The organism is Cupriavidus sp. MEYA8 (assembly GCF_059278825.1).
Window position 1 is genome coordinate 1,045,686 of record NZ_CM181222.1, and the last position, 13,272, is coordinate 1,058,957.

Annotated in this window: 16 protein-coding genes; 9 read left to right on the forward strand and 7 right to left on the reverse strand. The window is 69.6% G+C overall.

Going from position 1 to position 13,272, the window contains the following annotated elements; all coding sequences use genetic code 11:
- Positions 1 to 2: 2 nt before the first annotated feature.
- The 3 genes from AC5WJ1_RS21870 to AC5WJ1_RS21880 all read right to left on the reverse strand — a co-directional run bounded on the left by AC5WJ1_RS21870 (position 3) and on the right by AC5WJ1_RS21880 (position 2,829).
- Entirely contained in the window at positions 3 to 701 is a 699-nt protein-coding gene (locus tag AC5WJ1_RS21870) for a C39 family peptidase (RefSeq protein WP_133097130.1), read from the reverse strand.
- A complete protein-coding gene (locus AC5WJ1_RS21875; RefSeq protein WP_133097131.1) occupies positions 701 to 1,135 on the reverse strand; it encodes a hypothetical protein in 435 nt (144 codons plus the stop codon). Before AC5WJ1_RS21875 ends, AC5WJ1_RS21870 begins: the two co-directional genes overlap by 1 nt.
- A 188-nt stretch (positions 1,136 to 1,323) precedes the next feature.
- Positions 1,324 to 2,829 carry a hypothetical protein gene (locus tag AC5WJ1_RS21880; protein ID WP_494476953.1) on the reverse strand — a complete coding sequence of 502 codons (1,506 nt, stop codon included), beginning with the start codon at positions 2,827 to 2,829 and terminating at the stop codon, positions 1,324 to 1,326.
- Positions 2,830 to 3,540: 711 nt separating this feature from the next.
- Between AC5WJ1_RS21880 and AC5WJ1_RS21885 the strand changes: the two genes are divergently transcribed.
- The 4 genes from AC5WJ1_RS21885 to AC5WJ1_RS21900 all read left to right on the forward strand — a co-directional run bounded on the left by AC5WJ1_RS21885 (position 3,541) and on the right by AC5WJ1_RS21900 (position 7,411).
- Positions 3,541 to 4,323 carry a GntR family transcriptional regulator gene (locus AC5WJ1_RS21885; protein WP_133097133.1) on the forward strand — a complete coding sequence of 261 codons (783 nt, stop codon included), beginning with the start codon at positions 3,541 to 3,543 and terminating at the stop codon, positions 4,321 to 4,323.
- 90 nt (positions 4,324 to 4,413) lie between these two features.
- Positions 4,414 to 5,463, forward strand: a complete 1,050-nt coding sequence (locus AC5WJ1_RS21890; RefSeq protein ID WP_133097134.1) for a tripartite tricarboxylate transporter substrate binding protein — start codon at positions 4,414 to 4,416, stop codon at positions 5,461 to 5,463.
- Positions 5,464 to 5,465: 2 nt separating this feature from the next.
- On the forward strand, positions 5,466 to 6,779 hold the full coding sequence (locus AC5WJ1_RS21895; RefSeq protein ID WP_368671144.1) for an aconitase/3-isopropylmalate dehydratase large subunit family protein: 1,314 nt from the start codon (positions 5,466 to 5,468) through the stop codon (positions 6,777 to 6,779).
- Positions 6,780 to 6,841: 62 nt separating this feature from the next.
- Entirely contained in the window at positions 6,842 to 7,411 is a 570-nt protein-coding gene (locus AC5WJ1_RS21900; protein ID WP_494476954.1) for a LeuD/DmdB family oxidoreductase small subunit, read from the forward strand.
- Positions 7,412 to 7,439: 28 nt separating this feature from the next.
- On the opposite strand, the gene AC5WJ1_RS21905 is transcribed toward AC5WJ1_RS21900, so the two are convergent.
- On the reverse strand, positions 7,440 to 8,135 hold the full coding sequence (locus tag AC5WJ1_RS21905; RefSeq protein WP_135703382.1) for a phosphoribosyltransferase: 696 nt from the start codon (positions 8,133 to 8,135) through the stop codon (positions 7,440 to 7,442).
- 267 nt (positions 8,136 to 8,402) lie between these two features.
- Here AC5WJ1_RS21905 and AC5WJ1_RS21910 point away from each other — a divergent pair, with 267 nt between their 5' ends.
- Positions 8,403 to 8,594, forward strand: a complete 192-nt coding sequence (locus AC5WJ1_RS21910; protein ID WP_135703381.1) for a hypothetical protein — start codon at positions 8,403 to 8,405, stop codon at positions 8,592 to 8,594.
- Between the two features lie 8 nt (positions 8,595 to 8,602).
- Here AC5WJ1_RS21910 and AC5WJ1_RS21915 read toward each other — a convergent pair whose 3' ends face one another.
- Positions 8,603 to 9,493: a LysR family transcriptional regulator gene (locus AC5WJ1_RS21915; RefSeq protein WP_494476955.1), complete on the reverse strand. Its 891-nt coding sequence runs from the start codon at positions 9,491 to 9,493 to the stop codon at positions 8,603 to 8,605.
- 150 nt (positions 9,494 to 9,643) lie between these two features.
- Here AC5WJ1_RS21915 and AC5WJ1_RS21920 point away from each other — a divergent pair, with 150 nt between their 5' ends.
- Complete coding sequence (locus AC5WJ1_RS21920; RefSeq protein ID WP_494476956.1) at positions 9,644 to 10,111, forward strand: nucleoside deaminase; 468 nt, start codon at positions 9,644 to 9,646, stop codon at positions 10,109 to 10,111.
- A 10-nt stretch (positions 10,112 to 10,121) separates the two neighbouring features.
- Positions 10,122 to 11,441 (forward strand): cyanate transporter, encoded by a 1,320-nt coding sequence (locus AC5WJ1_RS21925; protein ID WP_494476970.1) that lies wholly within the window; start codon positions 10,122 to 10,124, stop codon positions 11,439 to 11,441.
- Here the strand turns inward: AC5WJ1_RS21925 and cynS are convergent.
- On the reverse strand, positions 11,435 to 11,878 hold the full coding sequence (cynS, locus tag AC5WJ1_RS21930; RefSeq protein WP_494476957.1) for a cyanase: 444 nt from the start codon (positions 11,876 to 11,878) through the stop codon (positions 11,435 to 11,437). The two genes, AC5WJ1_RS21925 and cynS, sit on opposite strands and share 7 nt — an antisense overlap.
- Positions 11,879 to 11,943: 65 nt before the next feature.
- Positions 11,944 to 12,081 carry a hypothetical protein gene (locus AC5WJ1_RS21935; RefSeq protein WP_165971554.1) on the reverse strand — a complete coding sequence of 46 codons (138 nt, stop codon included), beginning with the start codon at positions 12,079 to 12,081 and terminating at the stop codon, positions 11,944 to 11,946.
- 587 nt (positions 12,082 to 12,668) lie between these two features.
- On the opposite strand from AC5WJ1_RS21935, the gene AC5WJ1_RS21940 reads away from it, so the two are divergent.
- Both AC5WJ1_RS21940 and AC5WJ1_RS21945 read left to right on the forward strand, forming a co-directional pair.
- Complete coding sequence (locus AC5WJ1_RS21940; protein WP_255519748.1) at positions 12,669 to 12,794, forward strand: hypothetical protein; 126 nt, start codon at positions 12,669 to 12,671, stop codon at positions 12,792 to 12,794.
- Positions 12,795 to 12,875: 81 nt separating this feature from the next.
- Positions 12,876 to 13,190, forward strand: coding sequence for a YXWGXW repeat-containing protein (locus tag AC5WJ1_RS21945; protein ID WP_133097143.1), 315 nt, complete (start codon positions 12,876 to 12,878; stop codon positions 13,188 to 13,190).
- Positions 13,191 to 13,272: the final 82 nt, after the last annotated feature.

The following is a 13,272-nucleotide window of genomic DNA, read 5'->3' on the forward strand; positions in this document are numbered from 1 at the left end:
CCTCAGAAATCGCCAACGCCATGCTTGGGCATGACGGTGAAGAACAGGCTATCCCGGTTGACTCCCATCCAGTAAGGGCCGCTGGGCGCCAGGCGCCAGTCCGCGGCCAGGTTGAAGCGCGCGTTGTCCGTGCGGTTGTGGATCACGAACAACAGCTGGCTTTCCCATACTTTCTCGAAGTGCTCGCGTGACATGGCACGTGTTCCGCGGGCCGGATCACCGACCAGCACGCGGTTGCCTTTTACACCCTTGACCACCACGAAATGGTGGTAGCCGTTTTCCACGATCAGCACGATGGCCGGGATCTGCGTTTCCTCGAGCTTGGACAGCGGCAGCTCATAGCCGTCCGCCTCGTAGCCGAGCGCTGCCAGGAAACGTTTCATGTCCAGCAGCGAGAACCCCTCGGCGCGGATCTTTGCCTGGTCACCGTTGAGGTACATGGTCTGGAACACCGTGGCCTCGTTCATCGGATGGCCGTATTGGTAGGTCAGCAGCGTGGCCACCGCGGCAGAGCCGCAACTGAAATCGTATTGCTGGCGGATCGTGGATTTGAAGCGCGCTTCGCGAACACTGGTGACCCTGACGCTGTAGGGTTCGCCGACCGGCCCGTAGAGATAGACATCCGCGGCATTGGCGCACGGAATGGCCCCCGTGGCCAGCACGAACGGTACAGACGCCAACAGGTTGCGCAGCAGCTTCATTATTTGAACTGGACATTGAGGATCGTGGCGTTCTGGATCAGCACGTTGGAGCCGGAATTCTGGATTGCCGTAGGAATTCCAGAGGCGTTCGCGAACGCGCCGTCCGCAATATTGTTCGCACCGGACAACACATTGACTGCCGCGTTGTCAGCCACGGTGCCGTGCAAGCGCATGTCGTTGACAGTGACCTCCGAACCACCGCGGATATCGTCTAGTTTAGTCACAGGTACAGCTTTCGCCACCGCGCCGAACAATGTGGTATCGGCTGGAGCTGCAGGTTGCGTGTGAGCAACAGTCTCCTGAGGGATGCTTGCAACACTGCGTGCGGCTGCCATGGCCTCATCCAGCCCTGGCGGCTCTGCACTTGCCTTAAGTGCAGGACAGGCAAGTAGGACCGTCGCAAACGCACTGACGGCAATGCGGACCGATTGCATGGTGTCATCCTCCCCAGGCCTCGTGCACGTACCCTGTCCCGGGCGGCACTAAGGCATATAGGCTTGCGTGGACGTGACAGGACCCGCGCGCCCGCACACAGGATGCGGGCGCCGGTCCTGCCGACATGGCATCGCGAAGTGCCGGCCCGCCCTCGCAAGAAGCTCAGGCAGGGCCGAGTCTGCGCGTATCAGGGGCCAGCGTTGACGTTGGCCTGCACGTTCACGCTCATCTGCGTCAGCGAGGCGGCGCCGCTGTTCTGGCTCGCCATCATGATGCCCGCCGCGGACTGACCGACGCTGGTCATCAGGTTGGACATGTTGAAGTCGCCTGTGGTGACGACGACGTATCCGCCAGCGCCGCCAGCGCCACCAGCGCCGCCGTTGCCGACACCGCCAACGCCACCGGTACCGCCGGTGCCTGCACCGCCAGCGCCACCTGAGCCGCCGGCGCCTCCGCTACCCGTGGTAGCGCTGCCGTTCGAGGCCGAGGTGCTGGCGCTGCCTGCAGATGCCGCACCACCAGCGCCACCGCCGCCGCCGGAAGCCGTCTGCGTGCCACCGGCACCGCCAGTGCCCGAGCCAGCGCCGCCAGTTGACGACGAGCCCGCGGTGTTCGTGCCGCCGGCGCCGCCGGAGCCGCTGCCCGCACCACCGGTCGCCGTCGCGCCGGAGCTTCCGGAACCGCCTGCGCCACCGGTAGCACCCGCTCCGCCGCCCGTGCCAGAGCCTGCGCCAGCCGTGTTGGTCCCGGCCGCGGCTGCGGTGCCACCCCCAGCGCCTGCACCGCCCGTGTCGGTACCCGCACCGTTAGCACTGCCGCCCGAGCCGCCAGAGCCGCCGGCTGCACCGGCCAGACCGCCAAGGGCTCCGCTGGCCCCCAGGGCATCACCGCCGATTGCACCGGCGCTGCCGCCACGGCCGCCTGCACCGAGCGAAGCGCTCAGAGCACCGCCACCCTTGCCAAAGCCATCGCCACCGCTGGCGCCCGCAGCGCCTGCCGCGCTAAGCGCGCTGCCGCCCTTGCCATAGCCGTCGCCGCCATTGGCACCCCAGTTGGAGGCACGTCCGCCGTCGCCGCCGTCGCCTGCCTTGGCCGAGCCTGCCTTGGCCCAACCAGCCGTGGCGCTGCCATTGGTTGCGGTGGCGCTACCGCCCACTGCACCGACGGCGCCGTCGCCGCCCGAACCACCTTGGCCAGTGCCGCCGGCGCCGCCCGTGCCGCCCTTGCCACCGTAGCCGGTGCCGCCGTTGGCACTACCGGTGTTCGTGGCAACGTTGCCAATGCCATAGATGTTGTTGCCGCTCACGGTGCCATTCAGCTTGCTGAGCGCGATTGCCGTGGTCTTGTTGAACGAACTGGCGATGCTGGACGATGCGGCGCCGCCAACAGCCGCCGCAGTCCCGATGCCGTCAGCCGAAGCCTTCAGGCGGTTGTCGGAATTGGTCTTGCTCTTCGTCTTCGTGACCGTGGTGGTCCGCGTGTCAGTACTGTTGTCGGTGCTGTTGTCGTTCTTCTGGATGGCCTTCGAGAACTCATTTGCCGATGCGCCGGCGCCGCTTTGGGTCGAGCTTGCCGTTGCCGTTTGGTTGTTGTCACCCCCCCCGCTTACACCATCATTGAGGTTGATCGGATTGGCCCATGCCTGCCCCGCAAATGCCATGGCAATTGCCGACGCCAGTAAGGTCTTTTTCATTCCTAGCTCCCAGGAGTATTCACAGTGTCACTGCGGCTCAGCCTCCGGCCGGCGCTCACGTCCGGAACGACGGCTGGAGGTTCAGGTCCGGCAACTGCCAAACCGACCACCCCTAGCGCATAATCGGTGCCAGCTTCGCCACGTGAGGCGGCAAACCCTTGTGATACAAGGCCTGCCCGGTGCCAGCCGGGGGAACTTTCTAGCCGCTTGCGCCATCAATGGGGGCCCGCCTGCTGTGCACGCCAAACGACATGTCACACCGCTGTGACAACGCCCCCCAAGGCGACACAGGGGCTTCGCCACCCCTCCAAAAAAATTAATTAGATTTCAATGGCTTACTGATCGCCTCGGGAGTTGCCCGATGCGCCATGCCACGTATCGGCCCTGAAACACGATTCCCGAGGTGCCGCCGTCGTCTCCCATGTGGGCTGCCTCACATTGCGGCGATGTCCGTTTTTCGCCGCCAGATTCCGGTCATCGGTGCGTTCCTCAGGAAGCCCTTCGCCTGGCCCCGGCGGGGCGCCACCGGCACGCGCACGAGCGCCGCCGTGTGATCGGCCACTGGCTTGGCGCGATGCGGATGTCATGCTGAAGCGGCGCACGCGCACGTTGTATCCGAAGCGCCTCAGCCGCTATCCGTGCTAGGCTCTATGTCTGATTTAAAGTACATTAGAGGCATTACAGACTTGTCATCTCTCCACAAGGGAAACCATGAGTGAAGCCGTCGTTCCCCTGTATCACCAGATTTACGTGGTACTGCGCCAGCAGATCGTCGAAGGACGCTTCGGCCAGGGTCCCCTGCCGGGAGAAATCGACCTGGCCAAGCAGTTCCACGCCTCGCGCGTGACCATGCGCCGAGTGTTCGACCGGCTGGTGCAGGAAGGCCTGGTGCGGCGCCATCGTGGGCTCGGCACCTTCGTCAACCCGCACCCCGTGCGTCCCGCGTCGGCCACCGAGGAACGCGGCGCGAGCCTGCTCGACAACATCATCGACATGGGCCAGAAAACGTCGGTGAAGGTGATCTCGATCGACGAAGTCCACGCCACGCCCGACGTGGCCGAGTCGCTGCAGCTCCAGCCGGGCGACCCGGTGATCAAGATCGTGCGCGTGCGCCACTACCGCAACCGGCCGCTGTCGCATATCACCGTCTACCTGCCCGCGGACCTGGGCCGCCCGATCTCGCGCAAGGCGCTCGAGGAAACCCCGGTGCTGCGCCTGCTCGAGGCCGGCGGGGTCAAGCTGGGCCGTGCCAGCCAGGTACTGTCGGCACGCCTGGCAGACGTGGTGGTGGCGCCGCTGCTGGACGTGCCGGTGGGCGGCGCGCTGCTGGCGGTGCGCCGGGTGGTGAAGGACCAGGGCGGGCGCCCGGTGCAGCTGCTGCTGGGGCAGTACCGTCCCGACCGCTACGAATACCGCATGGAACTGTCACCCGCCGGCGTGGACAGCGCCAACGTCTGGGTGGAAAGCGAGACCCGCCCCGGCCTGCGCGACTGAGCCTGCCCGCGCGCCGCAAGCCAAAGGATGCGCGGGCACCCGAGTCGGGCGATACTGCGCACTCCCGATCACATCTAGCGAGGAGTCGTCATGCCAGTGTTCCGCCTGGTTTCGTCCAGCCCGACCCGTCAGTCTCCGCCTGTGTCCGCGCGCCGCACCGCGCTGCGCCGCGTTTCCGGCCTGGCCGCCCTGGCCGCCTGCGGGCTGATCCTGCCGCCTGGCGCCGCTGCCCAGGGGCAGGGCCAGGTCGCTGGCGGCAAGCCGATCCGGATCCTGGTGGGCGCCCCCGCCGGCGGCACCACCGACACGCTGGCGCGCACCATCGCCCAGGAGATGTCGCAGCTGCTGGAGCAGTCCGTGGTGGTCGAGAACCGGCCCGGCGCGGGCGGCAATATCGCCGCCGATCTGGTCGCCAAGAGCGCGCCGGACGGCAGCACGCTGCTGATGAGCTTCACCAGCCACACCATCAACGCCACGCTGTACAAGAAGCTGCCCTTCGACCCCGTGCAGGATTTCACGCCGGTCACACTGGTCGCCACCGTGCCCAGCGTGCTGGTGGCCACGCCGAAGCTGCCGGCCAACAACGTGCCCGAGCTGATCCGGCTGGCGCGCGCCGAGCCGGGCAAGCTGAACTTCGCCATCGGTTCGGTCGGCTCGTCGCTGCACATGGCCGGCGACATGTTCAAGATGATGACCGGCACCTATATCGTCAACATCCCGTACAAGGGCACCGCGCCGGCGCTTACCGACGTGCTGGCCGGACAGTGCGACCTGATGTTCGCCAGCACGATCAACGTGCTGCCGCACGTGCGCGCGGGCAAGCTCAAGGTGCTGGGCGTGACCAGCCCGGCGCCGATGCCCCAGTTCCCGGGCGCGGCGCCGATCGGCGCAACCGTCAAGGGTTTCGAGTCAAGCGCGTGGTTCGGCCTGTTCGGCCCGGCCGGCATGCCTGCGGAGCTCACGCAGGCGCTCTACCAGGCGGCGCGCAAGGGGCTGGAGTCGCCCTCGGTGCGCAAGCGCCTGGAAAACGACGGTGCGCAGCCGGTGGGCATGGCGCCCGAGGCATTTGCTGCCTTCGTCAAGCAGGACGTCAAGCGCTGGGCATCGGTGGTCAAGTATTCGGGAGCATCGCCGGAATGAGCGTGCCTGCGGACTCCCCTTGCGCGGAGGCGGCGGCCAGGCCGGCGACGCTGGCCCAGAAGCTGGTCGCCCGCGCCGCCGGACTGGACTATGCCGAGATCGGCACGGTGGCGATCTGCCGGGTCGACCTGGCGATGTCGCACGACTCCAGCGGCCCGCGCCGGGTTGCGCCGCTGCTGCAGGAGCTCGGCGTAAGCGTGTGGGACCCGTCGCGCTATGTCGTGGTGACCGATCACTTCGTGCCGGGCGGCGATGCCCAGGCCGAATCGATCCTGCGCTTCACCCGCGACTGGACGCGCCAGGCCGGCGCCGAGCTGATCGATGCCGAAGGCATCTGCCACGTGGTGCTGCCCGAACGCGGGCACGTCCTGCCGGGCCGCCTGATCGTCGGCGGCGACAGCCACAGCCCGACCGGCGGGGCGTTCGGCGCCTATATGTTCGGCGTGGGCGCCACCGAGATGGCCGGCGTGCTGGCCACCGGCGAGATCTGGCTGCGCGTGCCGCACACGATCCGGCTGGAATGGGACGGCGTGCTCGCAGCCGGGGTCTGCGCCAAGGACATCAACCTGTTCCTGTGCGCCACGCTCGGCCTGGGCGGCGGACGCTACGAAGCGATCGAGTACACCGGCAGCGCCGTTGCCGCGCTGCCGATGCAGGAGCGCATGACGCTGGCCAACATGAGCGCCGAACTGGGCGCGCAGACCGGCCTGGTCGCCCCCGATGCGGTCACGCTGGACTGGCTGGCACAGGCCGGCGTGCCGGCGCAGGTGCTGGCGCAGATCGACCTGGCGCACTGGCGCACCGACGCGCAGGCGCCCGTGCTGGCGCACCACCGCTTCGACGCCGCGGCGCTGGCGCCGCAGGTGGCCGCGCCGCATTCGCCGGCCAACAGCGCGCCGGTCGACCAGGCCGCCGGCGAGCCGGTGCAGATCGCCTACCTCGGCGCCTGCACCGGCGCCAAGCTGGAAGACCTGCGCATGGCCGCGCGCGTGTTGCGCGGACGCAGGGTCGCGCCGGGTGTCAAGCTGCAGGTGGCCGCCGCCTCGCGCCGCGACCAGCAGCAAGCCGAACGCGAAGGCACGCTCGCCATCCTGGCCGAGGCCGGCGCCAGCCTGCTGGCCAACGCCTGCGGCGCCTGCGCGGGCTATGGCGCCGCACGCTTCCCGGCCGGCAGCAGCGCCATTGCCTCGACCGCCCGCAATTTTTCCGGCCGCATGGGCGATGCCGGCAGCGCGGTGTGGCTGGGCTCGCCGATGACCGTGGCCGCCAGCGCCGTCACCGGCCGCATTACCGACCCGCGCACCTTGCTGCCATAAAGACATAGACATAGCGACGCGGCCTGACCACGTGCCCCGCGCAGGCGGGCCTGACCTCTTGCATGACTGCCCTTACCGCCCCCACACCGGCCCCCACACCGGCCCCCACACTGGCCCAAACCGCGGCCAAAACCACGGCCCCAACGCCGGCCGGCCGCATCTGGCGTTTCGGCGACAACGTCGACACCGATGCCATGGCTCCCGCCGTGCTGATGAAATCGCCGCTGCCCGTGCTGGCGCGGCACTGCCTGGCCTCGCTGCGCCCCGAGTTTCCAGGCAGCGTGCGGCCGGGCGATGTGCTGGTAGCGGGCGCCAACTTCGGCATCGGCTCCTCGCGCGAGCAGGCGCCGCAGGCGCTGCGCGAGCTGGGTGTGGGCGCGGTGGTGGCGCAGTCGTTTGGCGGGCTGTTCTACCGCAACGCGATCAACCTGGGACTGCCGGTGCTGGTGTGCGCGGAGGCCGCCCGGCTGGCCGACGGCGCCCGGGTGGCACTGGACCTGGAGACGGCGCTGCTGCGCCTGGACGACGGCAGCACGGTGGCGTGCGAGCCGATCCCTGGCTTCCTGCGTGAAATCCTCGGCGCCGGGGGGTTGGTTCCGCACCTGAAGCGGCGCCTGGCCGCCCGGGCCTGATACTGACGCGGACGCTGGCGCTGGCGCGTCAGCCCGCGCGCGTGGGGGTGGCCTGGCGCAGCAGCCCGAGCGCCTCGTCGTCGCTGGTCTGCGTGAAATCCAGGTAGAAAGAGCCAACCGCGCCGAAGTTGGGCGGCGTATTCAGGCAGATCACCTCGTCGGCAGCCGCCTCCAGGCTGGCCAGCCCTTCCTGCGCGCCGACCGGCGTGGCCGCGATCACCCGCGCGGCGCCCGCCATGCGCACGCCTTCCAATGCGGCACGCATGGTCGCGCCGGTGGCGACGCCGTCATCGACCACGATCACGGTACGCCCGGCCCGCGCCGGCACCGGCGCGCCGCCGCGATAGCGCTGCTGGCGCCTGGCGATCTCGTCGAGCTGGCGCCCGCGTTCGGCATCGAAGCTGCCGCTTTCCACCGCTCGGCGCGCCCAGGGATCGTCGTTCACCACCGTATGCGGCCCGCCGCCGGCGGCATCGCCCTCGACCACGGCGCCCAGCGCCAGCTCCGGGTAGCCGGTGGCGCCGATCTTGCGCACCAGCAGCACGTCGAGCTGCGCACCGAGCGCGCGCGCCACCTCGAAGGCGACCGGCACGCCGCCGCGCGGCAGCGCCAGCACCAGTGCGGGCTGGTCGAGCTTGTCGGCGCCGAAGCCCAGCTCCGCCAGGCGGCGGCCAAGGTAATGGCCGGCTTCGCGGCGATCGGCAAAGCACGGTGGGACTGACATTGCGCGCTCCCGGTTGGCTGGCCGGCAGGTTCCCGGCCGGAGCACCGCACGATGGTGCCCCACGGCCAATATAGACCTTGCCGCGGAAGGCGTCGGCGCAACCGGCGAGTTGCATTCATCCGCCGCCAACGTCTCACAAGGCACCGCGATTGGACGCGATTGCGCAACAGTGTGTTCAACGCAGGGGGGCTGATCGCGAGGCCCGGGCGCATTAGGATGGATGCGTTGCCAATCGCCGGCCCGTCCGACCTTCGACGTACCGCAAAAATGACTTCGCAAGCCCACGCCCAGCATCCCGCCCAGCATCCCGCCCATCAATCCGACACCACTGAAGCCGCCAGCCTGAACGCGCCCGACATCCCCTTCGGCTCGCTCGAAGCCGCCGCGCTGGCCGAACTGCCGTACACCTTCCGGCCGTCCGGCACCTGCACCCGCTACTACAACGAATACTTCGGCTGACGCTTGCGCTAGCCGGCGTCCGGCGCCGCCGCGCCGGAACTCATGACACGCTCGCACAGGGCGGCCAGGCGCGCGGCCATGTCGCGCGCCGGGGCCGGCAGGTCCGGCTGCGCGTGCAGGCTCAGCTCGACGTCCGGCACCGCCGCCGGCCAGCCGCCCCCATCCAGCACCTCGTGATGCGCCGTGGCCAGCCGCCGCGGCAGCAGCGTGATGCCGAGCCCGTCCGCCACGGCGGCCAGTATGCTGGCCAGGCTCGCGCTGACAAAGGCGATGCGCCAGCGCCGCCCGCCGGCGTCGAGCGCGTGCGTCATCTCGCCGCGGTACAGCCCGCCGGCGGGAAAGGCCACCAGCGGCACCGGATCGCGCGCCACCGCCGGGCGGATGCGGCTGTCGATCCAGCACAGCGGCTCGGGCCAGCTCGCCATGCCCGGCGCCTGCGCCACGCGCTGCTTGACCAGCACCAGGTCTAGCTCGCGGTCCTGGAAGCGCTGCCACAGCTCGTGGCTCATGCCGCTGGTCACTTCCAGGCGCACCCCGGGCCAGTCGTCGGCAAACCCGGCCAGCACCGGCGTCAGCGGCCGCGCGGCAAAATCCTCGGGCACGCCGATGCGGATCTCGCCCTGGCCGGCGCTCTGGCGCAACTGCCCGACCGCCTCGGCCATCAGCTGCTGCAGGCGGCGCGCGTAGCCCAGCAGCCGCTCCCCCTCCGGCGTCGTCACCACGTAGCGCCCGCCGCGGTCCAGCAGCACGCAGCCGAGCTGGTCTTCAAGCCGCCGCACCTGCTGGCTGACGGTCGACTGGGTCAGGTGCACGCGCTGCGCTGCGCGGGTAAAGCTGCCGCTTTCCGCCACGGCGACAAAACTCTGCAACAGCACGGGATCGAGTCGGGGGTCCTGCATGGCCGGCTTTCCATTGGGTTTTCCACTGCCGGCGATTTCATCATTTAATTTCCCAATCACCAAGCCCCCGCGTACAGTGTGCAGCCTGCCACCTGCCATGCCGCAAGACTTGCGAGCGTGGACTCACTTTTCGGGATCCCTGCGCATACCATGACCACTCACCAGGAATTCATGCGAGAGGCCGTGCGCCTTGCCGCGGCCAATCGCAACCGCGGCGGTCGTCCGTTCGGTGCCGTGCTGGCCATCGACGGCCAGGCCGTTGCCACCGGCGTGAATGACATCGTGCACAGCCACGACCCGACCACCCACGCCGAAATGGAAGCGGTGCGGGCCGCGGCGCGCAAGCTGGGCCGTCCGGACCTGCGCGGCAGCGTGGTCTACGCCAGCGGCCATCCCTGCCCGATGTGCCTGGCGGCGATGACCATGGCCGGGGTGCAGGCGGTCTACTACGCCTTCGACAACAACGATGCCGCGCCCTTCGGCTTGTCCAGCGAGGCCGCCTACCAGGCGCTGCGCCTGCCGCTGGATCCGCCCCCGCTGCCGCTGACGCGCTTGCCGGTAGACCTGTCCGCCGCCCAGCTCTACGGCCCGCGCGCGCCGCACGCTCCGCGCGGCTGACATGGCGGACATGGCACAGGCGCCCGACCTAGCCGGCGCCGCGGCGTGCGCGCGCGGCGGCAGGGCCCCGGCGCGCTGGCTGGTGCTGGCCGCCGTGGCAGGCATCGGCCTGAACCTGCGGCCGTTCCTGACCGCGGTGGGGCCGCTCGCGCCGTCGATCCGCGCCGGCACTGGGCTCACGTACCAGGGCATGGCCTGGCTGACCTTGCTGCCGATGCTGCTGATGGGCGTGGGCGCGTTCTTCGGCCCCGCGCTGCGCGCCCGCCTGGGCGCGCGCAACGCGGTGCTGGGCGCGCTGGCGCTGCTGGGCGCGGGCTGCGCGCTGCGCCTCGGCGTGACCGACGCCGGCTGGCTGATCGCTTCGGCGGCGCTGTGCGGGCTGGGCGTGGCCGTGGTGCAGGCAGCCTGCCCGGGACTGGTCAAGCAGGAATTCCCCGGCCGCGTGGCCCCGGTGATGGGACTGTACTCGGCCGCGCTGATGGGCGGCGGCGCGCTGGGCGCGCAACTTTCTCCCTACGTGACGGCGCTGTCCGGCAGCTGGCGCGAGGCGCTGGCGCTGTGGGCGCTGCCGGCGCTGGCCGCTCTCGCGCTGGCCTGGGTGGCGCTGCCGCGCGCGCATCGCAACGACCGGCTGCCGGACCACGCGGCGGCGCGCAGCCAGTCCGCGGGCCAGTCCGCAGCCATTACGCGAACCCTGCTGCGCCGGCCGCGCACGTGGTTGCTGATGGGATGCTTTGGCGTGATGAATGGCGGCTATGCCTCGCTGGTGGCCTGGCTGGCGCCGTTCTACCAGGGCCACGGCTGGAGCGCACCCGCCAGCGGCGCGCTGGTGGCGCTGATGGCGGTGGCGCAGGCCGGCGCGGCGCTGCTGCTGCCGGCGCTGGCGGCACGGCGCGTCGACCGGCGCGCGTGGATGTTGCTGGCGCTGGCGATGCAGGTGACCGGCTTTGCCGGGCTCGCGCTCTGGCCCGACGCAGCGCCGTACGCATGGGCCGTGATCGGCGGCGCCGGGCTGGGCGGCTGCTTTGCGCTGTACCTGGTGGTGGCGCTGGACCACCTGCCCGACCCGGACAGCGCCGGCGCGCTGAGCGCGCTGATGCAGGGCGGCGGCTTCCTGCTGGCGGCACTGGCGCCGTGGCTGACCGCGATGCTGCAAGCCCATACCGGCGGCTTTGCCGCGGGCTGGTGGTACCACCTCGGCTGCGCCGCGCTGGTGGGCGTGCTGACGCTGCGCCTGAACCCGGCCAGCTTTGGCGCGGCCTACGCCGCGCCGGCGCCGGCGGCCAGGCCGTCGACGACAATCGACGACAAGCCCGTAAGCCCTCAATAGGTCTTGTAGGGCAGGAACTTGCCCGACATCTCGATGCGCACCCGATCCCCGTTGGGGTCGGATTCGCGCTGCAGGTCCATGCGGAAATCGATCGCGCTCATGATGCCGTCGCCGAACTCCTCGTGGATCAGTGCCTTGAAGGTGGTGCCGTACACGCTGACCAGCTCGTAGAAGCGATAGATCAACGGATCGGTCGGCACCGCCGTTGGCAGCGAGCCCTTGTACGGCACCTCGCGCAGCCAGGCCTCGGCCTCGGGCGGCAGCCCGAAGATCTCCGCCACCGCGCGCGCTCCGGCCTCGTCGAACGTCATCTGGCCGAGGCACGCGGCCGTCGTCCATTCCTTGCTGCGGCCGACACGCTCGGCAACCTGCGCCCAGGTAATGCCGCGCCTGACCTTGGCTTCGATGATGAGATCGGTGACGTCGCTGCGGTTCATGCTGCCTCCATGGCTATGGCGTGGATGGAAGCCATGCGGAGCGCCACCGCCCATTGGCGGCAGGTTCAGCGAGTCAGCGCGGTTTCGACCGTGGCCGTGGCATCCGGCGTCTCCAGCTCCTGCGGCAGCGCAAACAGCGCAGCGGCGGGTGGCGACAGCCCCTGCAAAAACTGCAAGGCAAGCACGATGAGCATGATTGGCATGGCGCCTCCTTCAAGCACACGTGGCAGATTCCACTTCCTGGCCCGACCGGGTTCCGTCTGGCACTCCGTCTGGCACTCCGCCACGCGCAAGCTTCATGCCATTGGCGCAATGCCCCGGAGCGGCCGTACTGGCATCCCGCGCGCACCGTGACGAGCCAGCCCGGCACGCAGCGCGAGCCATGTTGAAGCATGCTGCACCGTCCCGGTCCCGGCAAGGACTGCAGGCAAGGCTTCGGCATCGGCGCCGGCCGTACCTGTTTCTGCGTCAGAAGTGGCAGTGCGCCGGCCGCCCGGCCGACACGCTGGCGGCCTCCCGACGCACGCGCTTGCTTGCTAGGTTTATTTCCGATGTAACGTCACATTACGCCACCCGAGGGCTGGCCGCACCCATCCGCGGTGCCGCTCCGGCGTGCGGCGCCTTGCCGTACAAGGCTGCGCAGGCATCGCCAGGCAGCGCGCGCCCGATCGCGCCCGATCTCGCGCGATTAAGCCCCATGTGAGACAGCCTTACAAGTGCAAGCACGCAGCGAGGGGGCCGGTCGCTACATTGAAGCCGTGTCCAACGCGATCCCGCCAGGAGCCCAGAAATGAAACGAGCCCTTTCCCTGGTCGTGCTGCTGTCGACCACGGCCGCACTGCTTTCCGCCTGCATCGTCGTGCCGCCGCGGGGCGGCCCGCCGCCCCGCTACCACCATCACTACGACCGGTATTGATCCCCTGGATTGATCCCCGGATTGAGATTGATGATCGCTTGCCTGATTGCCTGACCACCACCGCCCACAAGGAGCCATTCCATGAAACGCCAGCTCATGCTTGCAGCAGCCGTCCTCGCCACGGGCGGTGCCTTCGGACTCATCGCGCCCGCCGAAGCCCATCCCACGGCCGTCGCCCACGGCTATGGCCATCCGCCGCCGCCGCGCTATGAGCCGCATCCCGCCGCGCGCCGCGGCCAGGTCTGGGTGCCCGGCCACTGGGTCGGCGCTCGCGGCAGCTACGACTGGCGCCCCGGCTACTGGCAGGCGCAACGCCCGGGCCACCGCTTCGTGCCCGACCGCTGGGTGCGCGGACCGAACGGCTGGGTGATGCGCCCCGGCTACTGGACCCGCTGACTGACAAGGCCCGAAACCGGCTTGCCACCTTGTCTGATGCAGTTGGTGGCAAGCCGGGTGCAGACCGGTGCAGCAGCCTTCC